Here is a 17458-nt window from a genome sequence, read left to right on the forward strand (position 1 = left end):
CCGAAAACTCACGAGCCTGGAAGGTCCTGTCCTGTAAGCATGACTGCGTTGGAAGCATCGACACCGCTGTAGCTGTCCAGACACTTCTGAAAGAAGTCCCGCATCTCGGTGACCACCTGGATGTGGCTGTTCAACGACTTCTCCAACGAATCCTCACCGCCGACGGCCTTCTTGGAGAATTTCGCGGCGAGGTCGATTCCAGATTGGAGCGTCCCCATCCCTTTAGCGTCCTTCACAACTTCTACGCTTCGAAGCGCTGCCGCCAATTCATCGAGCAGCGCCTTGCAAGCCGAAGCCATCCTTGCAGCCGTGTCGAAATCCAAGGCGAAATGATCAGAACTCAGTCCAGTCATCGTTCCCATCCGGTCCACTCCGGGGCGAGTGCTCGCTCGCCCAAAATCAACATTGGCGCAAATCCAGCGCTATCTAGGCAAGGCGCCCAACAATGTGTGCGCGTACTCAGACGCGAGACCACACGTCGAGCCTTTCTGCTCTGCAATACCTTTCGTGTCGACCACGATCCAGATTGAACCCTGTTTCGCTTCCAACGCGATATAACATTTGTCGATTCTGACGTCTGAAGCTCGGTGGTACTGAACGCCACGACGTTCGTTCAAAGAGATCTCTTCAAAACCGGTGTAGTCGGGGTTCTTCTTGGCATCGTCCACGGTGAAGCGGTTCGAGTAAATAATCAGGTAGTACCACGGTTCTGTCCACGAACAGATCTTCCAGCCGGGTTGTTCGACGCCCTCGATGTCAACTTCCTCGGTAGCCGGATCAAGCCCCACTTCTTCCAGAACTGAGTCCGGAATGTCCTTGCATGGATCGAACAAACCCTCTTGGCCGGATGCAGGCTCAGCCGCCCCCTCCACGACTGAGCTGCATCCTGCCGCAGCCCACACCAACATCCCAGCCATGAGCAGTCGCCCAACCCCCACCGACCCCCGCATGGCACCCCCTGTTGATGTGGACCCACTGTATTGGATGCATCGGAGGCCGGATCGGTTCCCGCAATCTTGAAATTCCCAGGTCACGATCGCTGGTTCACTCAGAGCGCATCTCCAGCGATTGACGCTCAGCTCAGCAGTCGCATACTGGAGAGGTTGACTACAACTTCGGGAAGGCACCGAGTGAGCGCACCGAAAGCCCCGGCCAAACCAGCGATCCTCAGCGTCGACGACGACCCTGGTGTTTCGCGTGCCGTCGTTCGAGACCTCCGCAAGCGGTACGGCGAGAAGTACCGAATCATTCGTGCGGAGTCCGGCGACCAGGCTCTCGAAACCTTGCGCGAAATGAAACTTCGCGGCGATGCAGTCGCAGTGATCGTCGCCGATTACCGCATGCCCGGTTTGAGTGGAATCGAGTTCCTCGAACAGGCAATGGACCTGTATCCCGTAGCTCGGCGCGTTCTACTGACCGCCTACGCCGATACTGATGCTGCGATCGACGCCATCAACGTAGTCGACCTCGACCACTACCTCCTCAAGCCGTGGGATCCGCCGGAAGAGAAGCTGTACCCCGTCATCGATGCGCTGCTCGATGCCTGGGCAAGCTCGAGTCATCACCCCGCCGAGGAAACAAAGGTGATCGGCCATCGTTGGTCCGAGCGATCCTCCGACGTTCGAGAGTTCTTGGCACGCAACCAACTTGCCTATCGCTGGTACATGTCGGACGAGCCGGAAGGCCAACGACTGCTCTCGGCTGCCGGTACCGACGAACTGCGGCTTCCCGTCGTCATCGCATCCAATGGGGATGTCCTCGTCGAGCCCACTGACGCCGAACTCGCCGACAAACTCGGGTTGAGTACCACCCTCTCCGAAGACTTTTACGATCTCGTTGTCATCGGCGGCGGCCCTGCGGGTCTGGGCGCTGCTCTGTACGGCGCTTCGGAGGGGCTTCGGACGGTTCTCATCGAACGGCGGGCGACTGGCGGTCAGGCCGGCCAGAGTTCACGAATCGAGAACTACCTCGGCTTCCCCGACGGAGTTTCCGGCGCACAGTTGGCCGATCGCGCAAGACGCCAGGCAACCAAGTTCGGCGCCGAGGTCATCACCGCGCGAGACGTCACCGGTTTGGAAATCAACGGCTCGGCCCGCACCGTGCGTTTCGACGACGGTTCGTCGGTCGACGCCCACTCGGTCATCTTGGCGACCGGTGTTTCCTATCGCCAACTTTCGGCGCCGGGGCTCGATACCTACACTGGCCGAGGGGTCTACTACGGGTCAGCTGTCACCGAAGCCGCTCGGTGCAGCGAACAAGATGTGTACATAGTCGGCGGCGCCAATTCGGCAGGCCAAGCTGCGGTCTACCTCTCCCGCGGAGCTAGGTCCGTCACCATTCTCATTCGCGGCAACTCGCTCGAAGCATCGATGTCCTACTACCTGATTCAGCAGATCGAAAAGAATCCGAAGATCACCGTGCGCACGTGCACGGAGGTAGTCGGCGCTGAGGGTGACGATCACCTCGAACGAATCACACTGCGTAACAGAGCCACCGGAGAAGAAGACACTGTCGATGCTCAGTGGTTGTTCATCTTCATCGGTGCCGCTCCCCTGACCGACTGGCTCGGAGACGTGGTGGTCCGCGACGGAAATGGCTTCGTTCTTGCCGGCCCGGACCTTCCGTCCGAAGGCGTCACACCGGACGGGTGGCCGCTCGACCGCGCACCACATCATCTCGAAACCAGTGTCCCCGGAGTGTTTGTCGCCGGGGACGTACACGCCGAATCGGCCAAGCGCGTCGCGTCGGCCGTCGGAGAGGGCGCGATGGCCGTGATGTTCGTCCACCGCTATCTCGCTCAACAATAGGGAGATTCGATGTCCATTCCTGAATGCAGCCCAGACTTGCTTCGCACCCTGTTCCTGTTCGAGAAGCTCACCGACGATCAACTCGAATCACTGTGCCAGGCAGGCCATATCACCGAGATCGATCGAGGTCAGGTCTACCTCGAAGGTGAGCCTGCCACCTGCTTCTACGTCCTCATCGAGGGCGAGGTGGTGCTGTCCAAGCTGTCGGGCGGCGAAGACATCGAGATCAACAGGACCAGCCAGCGCGGCGTCTACTCGGGAGGATGGACGGCGTATCTCGGCGATCGTGTACCGCAGGTCTACGCGGGGTCGATGCGAGTGACGACTCCTTCGACGTTTTTCGTCCTGGACGCCGACAAGTTCGGCAACGCGATGCGCGAGTGGTTTCCAATGGCGGTTCATCTACTCGAAGGTGTTTTCTTCGGCAAGAAGAACACTCAGCAGATCATCGATCAGCGAGAGCGACTCCTTGCACTCGGATCACTGTCGGCCGGGTTGACTCACGAGCTCAATAACCCTGCAGCCGCAGCGGTTCGAGCGACAGCCTCTTTGCGCGAGCGTGTCGCAGGCATGCGCCACAAACTGGGGATGGTTGCATCGGGCACCTACGACCGCGATGCCCTCGTCACTCTCATGCGACTTCAAGAGGAAGTTGCAGAGGTTGTCGCCAAGGCGCCGACGCTCACTCCCCTCGAAGCCTCGGATCGAGAGGATTCGTTGGGTGAATGGTTCGAGGATCATTCGATTCGAGAGGGTTGGGATCTGGCTCCGACCTTCGTGCAGGCTGGTCTCGACACCGCTTGGCTCGAGAATGTTGCTGCAGCCGTAGACGAGTCGGTGCTAGAAGGCGCAATTCGTTGGCTGAATTACACCATCGAATCCGAACTCCTGATGAACGAGATCGCCGACTCCACAACGAGGATTTCGACTCTCGTCGGTGCAGCCAAACAGTATTCTCAGATGGACCGCGCGCCCTTCCAGACCATCGATGTCCACGAACTACTTGACAGCACGTTGATCATGTTGGGGCAAAAGATCGGAAGCGGAATCGAAGTCGTCAAGGAATACGACCTCGCGCTGCCACCGATCGACGCCTACGCCGCCGAACTCAATCAGGTGTGGACCAACCTGATCGACAATGCGGTGTCTGCCATGGACGGATCGGGAACACTCACCGTTCGGACAAGCCGCGATGGCGACCGCGTGTGCATCGAGATCTGCGACACCGGCGCCGGGATTCCCGATGACGTCATCGACAGGATCTTCGAACCCTTCTTCACGACTAAGCCTGTCGGTGAGGGAACCGGTCTCGGCCTTGATATTTCGTGGCGAATTGTGGTCGGCAAGCATCGTGGTGAGCTTCGGGTCACGTCTGAGCCCGGTAACACCCGGTTCAGAGTTTTGCTGCCCATCGCGGGCCCACCGCGGGATACGCGCGACGACTAGTCGCCCTTGCACGGCCGGTAGGCAAAGCGCACGATGAAATGACCGACTTCAGTCAGCGAGAGGGTGGACCATGACCGACGGACTTCCAGCGGGGATCGATCCGAGTGTGCCGCCCAGTGGCGCGGGATGCGTCGAATGCGATGCGAGCGGCGGGTGGTGGGTGCACCTGCGTCGATGCGCGCAATGCGGTCACGTGGGGTGTTGCGACTCCTCACCGTCACAGCACGCGAGCAAGCATGCGGCCTCGACAAAGCATCCGTTCATGCAGAGCTACGAACCCGGTGAGGATTGGTTCTGGAGCTTCGAAACCAACGAGGCGTACGACGGACCTGAATTGGCGGCGCCCACTTCACATCCCGTAGATCAGCCGACGCCGGGACCTAAGGGTCGTGTCCCAGCCGATTGGCAGCAACACATCCACTGACTCAGTTCGGTTGGTCGATCGACCTCAAAGTCGAGACGTTCGACGACTCCTGATCCAATGCGTTGTCGATGCAGGCTTGAAACTGAGCCTGCATTGCCTCCACGACCGCGATATGACTCGCCAACACATCGACGAGCGCGTCGTGGCCACCGACGGCCTTCTCCTCGAACTTAGCCTGTAGGGCCTGTGCGGATCCTAGGGTTCCAAACCCTGTCAATTGACCGAGTAGTGCGGCGGAGTTCAATGCTGCCTCGAACTGCGCGCGGAGTTCAGTGCAAGCCGCGATCAGCTCGCCGGCGACTTTGGCATCGAGATACAAATTCGACATGTGACTCCTGTATTCGAGGGTGTAGCTGCAATCAGGACCGCTGTCACGGGAGCAATGGAATCACTGTCTCGGCGATTCGTTCCACCAGCGTGCACGGCGTCTCGGGGCGCGCCACACCGACCTTGGCGCCGACGCGGATCATCGCAGTGGATTGAGAGGTCGCGAAGGCGACGTTGCAAGCAGAATCTGTTTTGTCATTGCGTTCCTGGTATTTCAGAACTTCGCGCCCGGCGATTTGGGCTCGATGAAGGTCGCGCATGACTGGATTCTGTTCGACCTCTACGAGCGAATGATCGGTCGATGTCAGAGACAAGAAGTACCACTCACCGTTCCACGAGCAAATGTTGAAACCATCGATATGCGTGTCAACGATGTCAACCTCTTTTGTTGCCGGGTCAACTCCGACTTTCTCCAATTCCTCATTGCTGAGAACCTCACACGGATCAAACATCCCAATCACATCGACAGGGAATGCCTCGCCCTCGACCGTCGAGGAACAACCCCCAACCAACAGCGCGGCCGCGACCAAGACCACTGCACCCCTCACTCCCACAGCACTCCCCCTCATTCGCTGCCCGGACACTCCAGCGACACTTCGCTGCCTCAATTTGGCAGGTCGACCGACCTCAAAGTCGAGACGTTCGACGACTCCTGATCCAATGCGTTGTCGATGCAGGCTTGAAACTGAGCCTGCATTGCCTCCACGACCGCGATATGACTCGCCAACACATCGACCAGCGCATCGGGACCACCGACAGCCTTCTGCGCGAACTTGTCCCGCAACGCCTGCGCCGAACCCAGAGTCCCAAAGCCGTCAACTGTTCCCAATCGCTGAGCGGGAACGGAGAGGTTGCGCAACTCAGCAAGCCAGTCGCCGCAATAATCGCGCAGTAGTTCCGCAGTTTTCGGATCGAGTGAAAACATCTCAACCATTGCCGCCATCCCTCTCAACGCAAGTATCACTTTGGTAAGTACGCCAGCAGGGCGATCGCCTGGCGGGTCGCCAATGCACAGACTTCCTCCTGGTGTCGCTCGCCCAGAAATGCGTCCACTCTTACGAACACCGCACCCTGAACAACTGGAATCGCGACCATGCACAGATTTTTTTGGACGTCGGTGACCTCGCGAAAGATGACAGCGCCGGGAGCAACCATTGGAGCATCACGGATGTCAGTGTCCTTGGGATTTCGACGAACGTCGTCAAGCGTGTGAAATGTCGACCAAACGCCCAGCGCGTACCAGTCGGATTCCCAGCTACAGATTTCGAACTCCGCTTGACGTACGCCGAGCACTCCATTGTCCTCCGTCCCGACGTCAACGCCAAGACTCGAGACAACATCGTCCGGGATCGCCGAACATGGATCGAAGAGTCCATCAGCTCCATCTGGGCGAACCGCATGCCCCTCGACCGTCGAGGCACAACCCCCAACCAACAACGCGGCCGCGACCAAGACCACTGCACCCCTCACTCCCACAGCACTCCCCTCGTTCACGACCCGCTCACAGTATTGGACGCTCCCCAGCGCCGATCGGTTCCACGACATTGCATTCCGTTGCAACCCTTCACCCACGCCGATAATCGGCCTAGCGTCGATCTACCAGGGGATTCACAACGAAGTGAGGTGCGGATCAATGAAGGCAGCACGGTTCCACGGGCAGAAAGACATCCGGATCGAAGAGATCCCTGAGCCCGAATTGCGGCCAGGAACAGTCAAGCTGAAGGTCGCATGGTGCGGAATCTGCGGCACCGATCTCCACGAGTATCTCGAGGGACCGATCTTCATCTCCGCACCCGGACACCCGCATCCACTCTCACACGAGAATGCGCCGGTCACGATGGGCCACGAATTCTCCGGCACCGTCGAAGAGGTCGGCGAAGGTGTGACGGACGTCGAGGTCGGCGAAAATGTCGTCGTCGAGCCGTACTTCGTGTGCAACGAGTGCGCTCCGTGCAAGGCGGGCAACTACCACCTGTGTACGAAGATGGGGTTCATCGGCTTGGCTGGCGGAGGTGGCGGGCTCAGCGAGAAGGTCGTCGTCGACCGTCGCTGGATCCACAAGATCGGCAACATCCCGCTCGACGAGGCAGCTCTCATCGAACCGTTGAGCGTCGCCCATCACGCAGTCGTACGCAGTGGAGCCGAAAGCGGCAACGTCGCAATTGTGGGCGGAGCAGGACCGATCGGACTCCTCGTTGCGGCAGTTCTCAAGGGTCTGGGTGTCACGACGATCGTCACCGAACTCAGCGAAGCCCGCAAGGCCAAGGCCCTCTCCAGTGGAGTCGCCGACTACGTCATCGATCCCACCACCGAAGACGTCAAAGCGCGCGTCCTCGAACTCAGCGGAGGCATCGGCGCAGACATCGGCTTCGAGTGCGCAGGCGTCAACGCGGTCCTCGACACCATGCTCGACACGGTCCGGCCTGCTGGAGTTGTTGTCAACGTGTCGATTTGGGGCAAGCCCGCGACCATCGACATGCAGAAGCTGGTCCTCAAGGAGATCGATCTACGCGGAACCATCGCGTACGTACGTGACCATGAAGCGGTCATCAAGATGGTCCAGGACGGTGTCGTCGATCTGGCGCCATTCATCACCGGTCGTATTCAGCTCGAAGAGTTGATCTCCGAAGGATTCACCACCCTGATCGAGCACAACGACACTGCGGTCAAGATTCTCGTCAGGTCGTGACCGGACGGGGCACCTCGGGACCCACCGCGGTCAGCGACCCTGGTGCCCGCCCCTTGCCCCATCCGATCTTCTCTCGGTAGCGGCCGATGTGATCGTTCTCGATCACATCGGCCGTTTCCAACGGTGTGGATTGCGGATGCACATACAGCGCATCCGTCGGGCAATATGCCTCACACATGAAGCAGGTCTGGCAATCCGATTGGCGCGCAATCACCGGGACGCCCGAGGGTGTCCGGTCGAAAACATCTGTAGGACAAACGTCTACGCACTTGTCGCAACCGATGCAGTCAGGCGCGGACACCAGCTCGATCATGACGCCACCAGTGCAGACCCGACAGATTCAGAAGTCCGGGTCCACACCGAATCCAAACCGCCGGTGAGGACGTGATGGTGCTGCGTTCCATCGAGTTCGGGATAATCGTCCCGCTTGCTCATTCCCCGAGTCTCGGTCCGCGCCAACGTCGAGTGGTACATCCAGCGACCGACGGCCGTGATCGCGGCAGCCTGCCGCGCTGCCATCCGACCTGCTGGATCGGCGCCCAGATCCGCACTCACTGCACCCCACAGCGATTCGAGCTCAGCGAGCGCTGCGGATACCCGATCACCGCTGCGGAGGTAGTTCTTGTCGAAGGGAATCAGCTGCGCTTGAGCAGCTTTCACCACATCGTCGGCAGTAAACCCGGTTCGTACCGGATTACGCAATCCGACGGTTCCGGCTCCCCGTAGACCACTGGTAGCCCCGCGTCCGACTGACAGCGCATAGCGCGCAGCACCGGTTCCCGCCCACGAACCAGAAGACATCGCCCACGCGGCGTTGTGACTTCCCCCGCCGGTAAACCCTCCGCAGATTCGCTCTCGGGTCGCTGCGTCCCCGGCGGCAAACAGACCTGGAACGGATGACGCGCAATCGTCGTCGACGACGTTGATTCCCCCAGTGCCGCGCACCGTGCCTTCTGCGAGCATGCCGACCTCGAATTTGTCGGTGAAGGGATCGATTCCGCGGCGATCGAATTGCAGGAAGAAGTTGGGTTGCCCCAGTCTCATTCGACGCTGCACCTCAGCGTCGGCCCGATCGATCTGCGCGAAGACCGGTTCGTTCCGCAACGTGCTGGCGATGACGGACCTCCCCTTCGCCGAACCGGCACCTTCGAGCACTCTTCCGTCTGCGTGAAAGAACGTCGCGTACGCGTAGTAAGCCGTCTTGGTGATCGTCGATCCGGCCGCTGCGATTCCGTACGCGTTGGAGAACTCCATGCCGGAGAACTCGGCTCCGACTTCCGCTGCCATCAATGCACCGTCACCGGTATCGACATTGGTGCCCAACGCACCGGACAGAAACGCACAACCTCCGCTGGCGACCACTACCGCGCCTGCCGAGACTCGGTAGTCCTGGTGCTCGTGGCGTTGGTAGCCCGCAACTCCGCGAACTCGCCCGGCGTCGTCCACCAACAACTCCAGCGCCGGCGAATGGTCGAGGATGCGCACCCCGGCTCGACGAATCCAGGTGCGCATCCGCCGCATGTACTCAGGCCCCTGCAAGCCGGTGCGTATCTGCTTGCCCGTGCTGGGGTCGATGGGGAAGGGATATCTCCCCTCTATCGCGAGGAGATCCATGTTGGAGTAGGTCTGCTCGAGAACGCGGTCCATCCAACGGTGGTCGGCAAGATATCCGCCGAGCGCCTCACGACCGGCCTTTGCCCGCTCACGGGCAGTCGTATCCGGTTCGACGTACCAAACACCCGTTCCGGAGGGGGCCGTTGCACCACTCGTTCCGCAGTACCCCTTGTCGACCAGGACGACGTCTGCACCGGCCTTGGCCGCGCGCAACGCTGCCCATGCGCCGGCGGGGCCACCACCGATCACCAATACATCGGTGGAGAGTTCGAGGACGTCCGTCACTGGCCAGCTCCTGTCAGAGGTCTACGCAACACTTCTGTTGCTGCAATATTCCTCGAACGAACTAACTAGCGCCACAGTCAGAATCACTGTGAACTCAACCAGTCACCGCCGCATCGACAGAGCGCTACGACGCTTCCCGCTCCTCGTCGGTGCACAACGCGGAGTACTTGGCGAAGGCTTCCTGCAAGGTCAGCGATTTGCGTCGCTCGGCGATGTCGCGGGGCTTTCCCTGCGCAACACATCGACGCGCATGTTCGATCACAGCTTCACGTATGACGCTGGAAATGTCCGCGCCCGTGAGCTCTTGGAGGGTCTCTAGGGCCCTCAGTTCCTCTACGTCGAATCTCACCGTTACCGATCGTCTAGCCACGCTCAGAATGTTACTTGCGGGTACACCAAATTTGGTGAGTTACATATGCGTCGAGTCGAATATCTTTGGGCGCCAAAACCTTCGAATTTCGATCTACGTGGGTAAATCGTTTTGCACCCGTGGGACTCATGTAATGCAACGCACACAGTGCCATCCAGCGTGCCGACGGACACTGTCGCTGTCTATGCTTGCGACACACTGCCTTCGATCGGAGATACACCGCGTGAGCATCGACCACATCGTTTCCGCAGTCGACGGCGACGCTGCCGAGCGAATCAAGACAGCTCTGGCAGAGAGAGCCGCAACCTCGACGGACACGACCGCGCTGGTGTTCGACGGCGTGAGCATCGAGATTCCGCCATCGGTCGGCGACGCCGTCGTGCAGCTCCTGACCTACCTCGCTGCCGGCGACAGCGTCGCCCTCGGGCCCGTCGCAGAACTCCTCACCACCTCGCAGGCAGCAGAGATCCTCGGCGTTTCGGACACGTATGTGCGCAAACTCGCCGACGCCGGGAAACTCCCGATCGAACTACGCGGCACCCACCGCAGGTTCCGCCTCGATGACGTGATGGCTTACCGCGAGCAGTTCCCCAAACGCGCCTAGCTCTTTGCGTACATTCCTTTGATCTCCTTCGAGAACCGATCGACGACGACATTGCGCTTGATCTTGAGCGTCGCTGTCATCTCACCGTCTTCCTCGGTCAGATCGCGATCGAGAATGACGAACTTCTTGATCGACTCCGCATGCGAGACAGCTGCATTGGCGTCGTCGACGGCCTTCTGCAGCTCCGCTCGAAGGTCCTTGTCGTCACGTAGTTCGGCGGCGGTGGCGCCGGAAGGCTTGCCGTTCTCCGACTTCCACTTCTCGAACACCTCGGGGTCGACGGTCAGCAGCGCCGTGATGTAGGTCTTCCCGTCGCCGACGACGACTGCCTGCGAGACTATGGAATGTGAACGGATACGGTCTTCCATCGGGCCGGGCGAGACGTTCTTGCCACCCGCCGTCACCAGAAGATCCTTCTTGCGACCGGTGATGGAAAGGTAACCGTCGCTGTCGAGTTCACCGAGATCACCGGTTCGCATCCAGCCGTTGACGAATGCCTCTTCGGTGGCCTTGTCGTTCTTCCAGTAGCCCTTGAAGACAACCCCGCCGTTGAGTTCGATCTCGCCATCCTCGGCGATGCGTACCCCGTTGCCGCCCATCGGCTGTCCGACGGTTCCGATCTTCTGAGCACCCGGCACGTTGACGCAGTGCGCTGCTGTGGTTTCGGTGAGGCCATAGCCTTCGTAGATCGGAACTCCGAGCCCACGGAAGAAGTGCCCCAGTTCAGGAGTGAGGGCGCCGCCGCCGGAGATCGCGAACCAGCACTCGCCCCCGAGAGCCTCACGAAGCTTCGAGTACACGAGCTTGTCTGCCACTGCGTGCTTCGCCTTCAAGATCAGCGAGGGACCGCCCTTGTCGAGGGCTTGGCTATATTCCTTTGCAGTGACTTCTGCGAAAGCGAAGATCGCGCCCGGAATCTTTCCACCGGACTCCGCCTTGCGTGCTGCGCCGTCACGAACTTTTTCGAAGACACGCGGAACACCGAGGATGGTGTTGGGCTTGTAGCGCTCGAATTGAGTTGTAATGGTGGCGAAGTCGGACCAGTGTGCCTGCGAAGCGCCAGCTTCGAACGTCGCGAGGGACACCGCGCGAGCCAGCACGTGAGCGAGCGGCAGGAAGGTCAGGACTCGGTTTCCCGGAACCGCCACCTTGCCGATCGATGCCGTGAGAATCCCGCGCACCTCGGACAGGAAGTTGCGGTGCGTGAGGATGCATCCCTTGGGACGGCCTGTCGTGCCGGAGGTGTAGACGAGTGACGCCAGATCGTCGGCCTTGATGCCCGCGAGTCGCTTCTTCAACTCGGTGTCGTCAACGTCGGCACCCTGTGCGGTCAGCTTTTCGACTGCTCCGTCGTCGATCTGCATGACGGCCTTGAGAGAGCTTGGCGCGTCCTGGAACAGCTGCTCGTGCGCGCCGGTTTCGACGATCGCGATGACGGCCTCGGAGTCTTCGAGGATCCAGCTGACCTGCCCCTGAGACGACGAGTCGTAGATCGGAACGGTAGCCGCGCCGGCGGCCCAGATGGCGAAGTCGAAGAGCGTCCACTCGTATCGGGTCGCGGAGAGGAGTGCGACGCGGTCGCCTGCCTGCACCCCGGCTGCAATGAGACCGTTTGCGACGCCGGTGACCTGCTCGGCGAACTCCTTGGCTGTGACGTCTACCCAACCCTCTCCCTTGGGGCGGGAGAACACCGTCAGATCTGGCGTGCGCTCGGCGTGAGTGAAGACGGTGTGCACCACAGACTCATTATCGGAGATGGTGAACTGGGCTTTGGCGCTGTACTCACTCACAGGGTGTCATCTCCGTTGGTCTGCGATTCGATGCTGATTCTGAAGCGGTGGAGTGCGCGGGCGAAGTCTGCGACCTCGGACTCGGTCCAATCGTGCAGCCTGCCGGCGACTTGGTCGAGCCGACGCGCGTCGGCGGCGTCGAGGTATTTGCGGCCAGCCTCCGTGAGATGCAGCGGATTGCCCTGACGAACGGATCCCGGATCGGCATATACCCAGCCTGCCTCGATGCACCCGCGAACTTGGCGCGAGATGGTCGAACGATTGACGCCGAAGACTTCGGAGATCTCTGTGGCCTTACAGCCGTCGTTGCGGCCGATGAAGGAGAGGAAGGAATGCTGCGCGATCGACGGGTGGTCATCGGAATGCCGATCCCCCGTCATCAGCTGCCGCGTGAGGTGCACCAGCTCGTCATGAACAGCTGGTGGACCGGTGAGCGCCATTGCTCCGTCGTGTTGCACTGAGCAACTATAACGCCGACCCCTGTGTCCGACGCAATATGACCGCCGCCACCGACAAGAAGTCCGTCGGTGGCGGCGTGAAGAGTTAGACCAGATCCTCACCGTTGCGGCGAGCAGTTGCCCAATCCTTGAAGAATCCCTTGCTGATGACTCCCAGCACGACCAAGACCAACGCCGGCCAGATCAGAACATAAATGGTCAGTAGAGATGTACTCATTCGTATTCCTTCCACTTGTCTCGACGGTTACTTTCCGGACGCTCCGACAGCAGGAAACTCCTCCTCGTCGAAGTCTCCGGTCCGCTGCTTGATGAGTTCGAAATCGAACGTCTCACGCTGATTGACGGACATCGCAAAGCACACGACGGTACTGACGGCGTAGGCCACCAAAGATCCGCTGAGCGTTGGGTAGTCGTGCAGGAAGCCGATCGCGAATGGCGCGGACAACACGATCGCAAGGCCACCGACGATCTGCGCAACCTTCAGACCGAAGAATCCAAATACCATGAGCCCCAGCACCACTCCGATACCAACAACGGCAACGATGTCGGAGAGGATCCCGAACATCCCATCCATCGGCACCCAACTGAATCGGACGGGCAAGAAGGCAGCAAGAGCCACCAGCACCGACACAGTGAAGGCTTTGTTGGTGACCTTTCCCCAATAGAAGCTCGCGATAACCGGGAACACCAGCGCGCCCCACAGCGCGCCGACGAACACCAACAGATCCAGAATGCTCAATTGCAGACTTGCCAAGGAGATAGCCGCCGTCGTGGCAACAATCATCGTTACTCGGCCGATGAGCAGCATCCGTCGAGAGTTCGCAATAGCCTTGCCTGCGACGGCTTGGCCGTAAACGTCGGTCATCACGATGGACGAGAGCGCAGCAAGGTCCGAGTCCGCCGTCGATGACAGCGCGCCGATGATCATGACAAAGAAGACAGCCAGCAAAATTCCGGGCAGGTACGACGCGGCCATCTGCGGAATCAGGTTGTTGACGTCACCATCCATCGGCTCGATTCCGAGGTATAGAGCGAGAACACCCAGCATTCCGACGCCGATGACCGTTGCGCCGTATCCGACGGTTGCGGTGATGAAGGTGGGCTTGATCAGGTCTTCGCGGACCGCGAACAGACGTTGGGCAATGGTCTGGTTGCCGATTGCGTAGGCAAGAACTGCCGCGATGTACGGCGCGCCCTGCTCGAAGAAGGCAACGCTCGAGAAGAAGTTGCCCTGCTCAGCAGTAAGGTTGCCTGCCCCGGATTCGAAGGCTGCCGGGAACCCCGCAGCAAAGAAGATGAACGGCACCAAAACCGCTACCGCACCGAGCATTCCGATCAGCTGAACGAAGTCGGTCAACACCGAAGCGCGGAAGCCCGACCACAGCGTGTACAGCAAAACGCCCAGCGCAACGATGAACACACCCTGGATGAAGTTGAACGGCGAAAGCAACGCGATCAGCAGACCACCAGCGAGGAAGTTCGACATCAAACTGATGAGACTACCGACGATATTGGAGCCCGCGAGCATCAGCTGACTCGAGCGTCCGTGCCGCGCGTACATGACCTCAGCCAGCGTGTGGGCTTTCGGCGCTACTTTGCGAATTCGCTGGCCAAACGGATAAATGAAGAGAATCATCAACGCGCCCCATAAACCGTAGTGAATGGGGCCGGAGATTCCGTAGGTGTAGCCAGAAGTGGCGGATGCGTACATCGACGACGCCCAAATCCAGGTGGCCGTCATACTCGCGGCCGAAACACCAAATCCTAACTTGTTTCCGGCAGTCATAAAACCGTCGGCATTTTCCTGCTTCTTACCAATACGAAGAGAAATCAGAAATGTTCCACCATAAAAAGCAACAAGCAGTGAAACAATTACCAAGGTACTGAACTGGACCATGTCGGACCCCGTCACATGCCACATCCTTCGCACATAATCGGCAGAACAAAGCGCAAAACCCCTGTTCAGGATCTTTGCGCTTCGTTTCTGCACGCCCTAGGAGCGACCGTCATACCAACACCGGTCACATATTCAATTGACTAGCACCACGCACTTCGTCTTTTCGGAAACCCAACCTCCACAAAATAAATCTTCTGCGCAAGCTTTTGGCTCGACCACGCAATTCAACAACTGAGAATGGACCATAGCATGATGGCAATTTCTAACAAAAACTCCAACATTTTTCCAACCGAAAATATTCATGTTTCCGCCGCAGGAAAATCATGCGCTTCCAGCACATATAACAACTCCGCATCGATTGAAATCGATGCTCGATTCGACCGCTCAGCTACTTCGACAGGACCATCCTGGCAAACCGTCGGCCCCACTCGGGATCGGCGGAAACATGCTCGTCCAGCGGATTGGAGACAATCGCCCCGATCATTCGCAGGTACACGAGAGTGTCTCGCACCATCCACGTCCAATCGTCGTCGCCGAGGCGGGTTCCGTCTGTTGTCGACCAACCCAATGCCGTGAGGCCTTCGATCATCACTTCACTACGTTCGGACTCCGACAAGCCGGCAGCCAACGTAAGGAACAGAATTCGGCCGGCTTCCTGCCCCAACTCGCCCTTTCCCAACGGCATGGCCGTCACGATGTGACGCCACAGCTCGCCTTCATATGCAAGCACTGACGCGCCGAGTCGAGTCAGAATCAATGTGCCTCGGAGTCTCCGGACAAATCTCAGTGTCTTTGCGGCTTCAACGAGTACTGCTAATTGCGAGTCACTCCCTGCCGTGACATCGATCCAGTCACTGCCCCAATCGAGTTCGTCTCGGGCAGACGCAACAAGGTCCGGAGGCAGTGACCCGGATGCCGTCAAAACAATCCCACCACCTCGCGCGGAGTTCAGCAGCCACAGCAGTTGGCGGGTTGCTCCCTCACGCATAACCTCGAAATAGTTGTCATATCCGCCACGAAGCTCCGATTTGGCAACTGCGGCAAACAGTTTCGGCGCGGAATGAACAGACAAGCGGCGCAAGAACTTCTCGAACAGCGAGCTTCCCACAGGCGGTGACTTATGCAATGCCACTGCAATGGTGACCGCTGTATTGGAATCTGCGGGAACAAAACGTTCGGGATCGAACAGTCCATTACTCGCCTGCCCGTTCAGGAACTCGCGATACCCGATCGGACCGCCAGAATCCTCCGGCGGGCACGCTCTCTCGCCGTCGAGACAGGATGGCTCAGAAATCGGCTGGTCTTCGACAATCTGCTCGAGAACCAACGTGTGACTCCACCTTGCGCGGGCGTTGTACTCATAACGGACGTACTCCCCGACCGCGGTAACTGCCTCGTCGATCCGGACTTCGTCCTCACCAAACTCGTCTTCCTGGTATCCGTCGCGCTCGATCACCTCTGGCGCGATATACCGATCTGGGCCATTGTCCGTTGAATGATGGACACTCACCCACTGATGAGCGTGTTGATCTCCCCACCCCATCACCGCCTGCACAATCGAATGAAGTTGGTCCAGTTCGATATTCGACGGAACCGAAAACCGTCTCCAAATAGGCGGCGTGATGCAATCGAGTTCGATCCGCATGACAAAGTTCGCCGCCGCCGGCCGTCGACGCCGATTCCGCATCTGCCTCGGCGTAAGGACCTTCATCTGGCTTTGCGCCGCTTGATATGCAGGTACCAAACGCAGATGTGAAGCTCACCGAACTCGCTGACCCGTCATGTATGGAGGCTAGATCTACCTACCGACAGCCGAGATACTCACTGCCACAAGGCTGTCCGATTTGTCGAGACTCGCATGACGTCGCTGGTCGGCTGTTAAGTCCTGATCAGTGCGGACCTAGCCAGGCATCTTCAATAATCCACTGCGCGGACAATAGTGTGCGCCGATTACCGTAGACCTGACACCTACCGCACGAAAACCGTGCCCAGCGCCTGCTCGGACTGGCACAGAACATGAGGATCCATGAGCGACCACGACACGACCGCCGACCAGCCGCTCCACATCAACGGCGCAATTGCCTTGGTGACGGACGAGCGCGACGAGTTGGTTCGCCTGTGCGTCCAGACCCTCGCCGAACTACTGGGTAGTGAGCCTGCCACCGATGACGATGGCGACATTGTCGTGCCGGTTCACGGGTTTGTCGTCTACGTGACAGTTGCGGATGACGGCCCTCAGATCAACGTCTGGTCCTCGGTCCTGACGGACCTCGGCAATCCCTCGCATGCCGCAACCCGGTTGATCGAACTCGCGCAGGAATGGCCGCGCCTGCGCTTCGCTTTCAGCGGCGACCACCTGCTGGTCTCCACGATGCTCGACGCGGACCCCTTCGCCCCGCAGCATCTGCTGAACTTGATCGACGAGGTTCACGACTTCACTCACGAACTCGACGACGATTTTGCTGAGTCCTTCGGCGGCACCCTCGACTGCGACGAAGACGACGACAGCTACGCCGGAGACTGCAATCCCGGCGGTTGCGACGGAGACTGTGACTGTGCGTGCGGCGATGCAGCAGACGCCGTCGACGGCGAGCTCGCCATCAGGGCAGTCACCTCGACGCCCAGCAAGTAAGCAATAACCCACGCCTAGTATTGCGCGCGTGCATCTCTGCCATTGCAGAGATGCACGCGCGCTGACGTATGTTGCCACTTTCCAATACCGCCGGAAGCGACAACATCCAGCCTTC

20 protein-coding genes are annotated in these 17458 nt (G+C 59.4%); 6 read left to right on the forward strand and 14 right to left on the reverse strand.

Features of this window, described 5'->3' with window-relative positions:
* Window positions 1-8: 8 nt before the first annotated feature.
* Window positions 9-323 carry a hypothetical protein gene (locus GJB56_RS12565; protein ID WP_230091179.1) on the reverse strand — a complete coding sequence of 105 codons (315 nt, stop codon included), beginning with the start codon at window positions 321-323 and terminating at the stop codon, window positions 9-11.
* A gap of 99 nt (window positions 324-422) precedes the next feature.
* Entirely contained in the window at window positions 423-917 is a 495-nt protein-coding gene (locus GJB56_RS12570; protein ID WP_113684106.1) for a DUF3558 domain-containing protein, read from the reverse strand.
* Between the two features lie 213 nt (window positions 918-1130).
* Between GJB56_RS12570 and GJB56_RS12575 the strand changes: the two genes are divergently transcribed.
* From GJB56_RS12575 to GJB56_RS12585, 3 genes are all read left to right on the forward strand, one after another.
* A complete protein-coding gene (locus tag GJB56_RS12575) occupies window positions 1131-2807 on the forward strand; it encodes an FAD-dependent oxidoreductase (RefSeq protein WP_019749255.1) in 1677 nt (558 codons plus the stop codon).
* 9 nt (window positions 2808-2816) lie between these two features.
* Window positions 2817-4253, forward strand: coding sequence for an ATP-binding protein (locus tag GJB56_RS12580; RefSeq protein ID WP_113684046.1), 1437 nt, complete (start codon window positions 2817-2819; stop codon window positions 4251-4253).
* A 70-nt stretch (window positions 4254-4323) separates the two neighbouring features.
* Window positions 4324-4677, forward strand: a complete 354-nt coding sequence (locus tag GJB56_RS12585; RefSeq protein WP_003941317.1) for a UBP-type zinc finger domain-containing protein — start codon at window positions 4324-4326, stop codon at window positions 4675-4677.
* 1 nt (window position 4678) lies between these two features.
* Here GJB56_RS12585 and GJB56_RS12590 read toward each other — a convergent pair whose 3' ends face one another.
* The 4 genes from GJB56_RS12590 to GJB56_RS12605 form a co-directional block, all read right to left on the reverse strand.
* Window positions 4679-5005 (reverse strand): hypothetical protein, encoded by a 327-nt coding sequence (locus GJB56_RS12590; RefSeq protein WP_113684045.1) that lies wholly within the window; start codon window positions 5003-5005, stop codon window positions 4679-4681.
* A gap of 43 nt (window positions 5006-5048) precedes the next feature.
* Entirely contained in the window at window positions 5049-5540 is a 492-nt protein-coding gene (locus GJB56_RS12595; RefSeq protein WP_230091180.1) for a DUF3558 domain-containing protein, read from the reverse strand.
* Window positions 5541-5608: 68 nt separating this feature from the next.
* Complete coding sequence (locus GJB56_RS12600) at window positions 5609-5938, reverse strand: hypothetical protein (RefSeq protein WP_228117901.1); 330 nt, start codon at window positions 5936-5938, stop codon at window positions 5609-5611.
* A gap of 26 nt (window positions 5939-5964) precedes the next feature.
* Window positions 5965-6549: a DUF3558 domain-containing protein gene (locus tag GJB56_RS12605; RefSeq protein WP_154606683.1), complete on the reverse strand. Its 585-nt coding sequence runs from the start codon at window positions 6547-6549 to the stop codon at window positions 5965-5967.
* An 88-nt stretch (window positions 6550-6637) separates the two neighbouring features.
* Between GJB56_RS12605 and GJB56_RS12610 the strand changes: the two genes are divergently transcribed.
* The gene (locus tag GJB56_RS12610; RefSeq protein WP_003941279.1) at window positions 6638-7693 is read left to right on the forward strand and encodes a 2,3-butanediol dehydrogenase; all 1056 of its coding nucleotides are present in this window, start codon (window positions 6638-6640) and stop codon (window positions 7691-7693) included.
* Here GJB56_RS12610 and GJB56_RS12615 read toward each other — a convergent pair.
* From GJB56_RS12615 to GJB56_RS12625, 3 genes are all read right to left on the reverse strand, one after another.
* Window positions 7683-8006 (reverse strand): 4Fe-4S dicluster domain-containing protein, encoded by a 324-nt coding sequence (locus tag GJB56_RS12615; protein WP_113684043.1) that lies wholly within the window; start codon window positions 8004-8006, stop codon window positions 7683-7685. The genes GJB56_RS12610 and GJB56_RS12615 overlap by 11 nt on opposite strands.
* Window positions 8003-9592 carry an FAD-dependent oxidoreductase gene (locus GJB56_RS12620; RefSeq protein WP_113684042.1) on the reverse strand — a complete coding sequence of 530 codons (1590 nt, stop codon included), beginning with the start codon at window positions 9590-9592 and terminating at the stop codon, window positions 8003-8005. Before GJB56_RS12620 ends, GJB56_RS12615 begins: the two co-directional genes overlap by 4 nt.
* Window positions 9593-9716: 124 nt before the next feature.
* Window positions 9717-9962, reverse strand: a complete 246-nt coding sequence (locus tag GJB56_RS12625; protein WP_020908376.1) for a hypothetical protein — start codon at window positions 9960-9962, stop codon at window positions 9717-9719.
* A 223-nt stretch (window positions 9963-10185) separates the two neighbouring features.
* Here GJB56_RS12625 and GJB56_RS12630 point away from each other — a divergent pair, with 223 nt between their 5' ends.
* A complete protein-coding gene (locus GJB56_RS12630; protein WP_113684041.1) occupies window positions 10186-10566 on the forward strand; it encodes a helix-turn-helix domain-containing protein in 381 nt (126 codons plus the stop codon).
* Here the strand turns inward: GJB56_RS12630 and GJB56_RS12635 are convergent.
* From GJB56_RS12635 to GJB56_RS12650, 5 genes are all read right to left on the reverse strand, one after another.
* Window positions 10563-12356, reverse strand: a complete 1794-nt coding sequence (locus GJB56_RS12635) for an AMP-dependent synthetase/ligase (protein WP_113684040.1) — start codon at window positions 12354-12356, stop codon at window positions 10563-10565. The two genes, GJB56_RS12630 and GJB56_RS12635, sit on opposite strands and share 4 nt — an antisense overlap.
* The gene (locus GJB56_RS12640; RefSeq protein WP_003941330.1) at window positions 12353-12814 is read right to left on the reverse strand and encodes a MarR family winged helix-turn-helix transcriptional regulator; all 462 of its coding nucleotides are present in this window, start codon (window positions 12812-12814) and stop codon (window positions 12353-12355) included. Before GJB56_RS12640 ends, GJB56_RS12635 begins: the two co-directional genes overlap by 4 nt.
* A gap of 85 nt (window positions 12815-12899) precedes the next feature.
* Window positions 12900-13031 carry a putative transporter small subunit gene (locus tag GJB56_RS31635; protein WP_021334144.1) on the reverse strand — a complete coding sequence of 44 codons (132 nt, stop codon included), beginning with the start codon at window positions 13029-13031 and terminating at the stop codon, window positions 12900-12902.
* Between the two features lie 27 nt (window positions 13032-13058).
* Complete coding sequence (locus tag GJB56_RS12645; RefSeq protein ID WP_195849619.1) at window positions 13059-14711, reverse strand: sodium:solute symporter family transporter; 1653 nt, start codon at window positions 14709-14711, stop codon at window positions 13059-13061.
* Between the two features lie 388 nt (window positions 14712-15099).
* Window positions 15100-16398, reverse strand: coding sequence for a plasmid pRiA4b ORF-3 family protein (locus GJB56_RS12650; RefSeq protein ID WP_326839310.1), 1299 nt, complete (start codon window positions 16396-16398; stop codon window positions 15100-15102).
* 339 nt (window positions 16399-16737) lie between these two features.
* On the opposite strand from GJB56_RS12650, the gene GJB56_RS12655 reads away from it, so the two are divergent.
* The gene (locus tag GJB56_RS12655) at window positions 16738-17343 is read left to right on the forward strand and encodes a T3SS (YopN, CesT) and YbjN peptide-binding chaperone 1 (protein WP_113684038.1); all 606 of its coding nucleotides are present in this window, start codon (window positions 16738-16740) and stop codon (window positions 17341-17343) included.
* Window positions 17344-17458 lie beyond the last annotated feature (115 nt).

The organism is Rhodococcus sp. AQ5-07 (genome assembly GCF_009707305.1).
Lineage (GTDB): Bacteria > Actinomycetota > Actinomycetes > Mycobacteriales > Mycobacteriaceae > Rhodococcus_F > Rhodococcus_F erythropolis.

Coding starts and splice junctions, on each gene's coding strand:
- GJB56_RS12570 (WP_113684106.1), bottom strand. CDS start 917: ATGGCTGGGATGTTGGTGTGGGCTGCGGCAGGATGCAGCTCAGTCGTG.
- GJB56_RS12580 (WP_113684046.1), top strand. CDS start 2,817: ATGTCCATTCCTGAATGCAGCCCAGACTTGCTTCGCACCCTGTTCCTG.
- GJB56_RS12585 (WP_003941317.1), top strand. CDS start 4,324: ATGACCGACGGACTTCCAGCGGGGATCGATCCGAGTGTGCCGCCCAGT.
- GJB56_RS12590 (WP_113684045.1), bottom strand. CDS start 5,005: ATGTCGAATTTGTATCTCGATGCCAAAGTCGCCGGCGAGCTGATCGCG.
- GJB56_RS12600 (WP_228117901.1), bottom strand. CDS start 5,938: ATGGTTGAGATGTTTTCACTCGATCCGAAAACTGCGGAACTACTGCGC.
- GJB56_RS12605 (WP_154606683.1), bottom strand. CDS start 6,549: ATGTCGTGGAACCGATCGGCGCTGGGGAGCGTCCAATACTGTGAGCGG.
- GJB56_RS12610 (WP_003941279.1), top strand. CDS start 6,638: ATGAAGGCAGCACGGTTCCACGGGCAGAAAGACATCCGGATCGAAGAG.
- GJB56_RS12615 (WP_113684043.1), bottom strand. CDS start 8,006: ATGATCGAGCTGGTGTCCGCGCCTGACTGCATCGGTTGCGACAAGTGC.
- GJB56_RS31635 (WP_021334144.1), bottom strand. CDS start 13,031: ATGAGTACATCTCTACTGACCATTTATGTTCTGATCTGGCCGGCGTTG.
- GJB56_RS12645 (WP_195849619.1), bottom strand. CDS start 14,711: ATGGTCCAGTTCAGTACCTTGGTAATTGTTTCACTGCTTGTTGCTTTT.
- GJB56_RS12650 (WP_326839310.1), bottom strand. CDS start 16,398: ATGCGGAATCGGCGTCGACGGCCGGCGGCGGCGAACTTTGTCATGCGG.
- GJB56_RS12655 (WP_113684038.1), top strand. CDS start 16,738: ATGAGCGACCACGACACGACCGCCGACCAGCCGCTCCACATCAACGGC.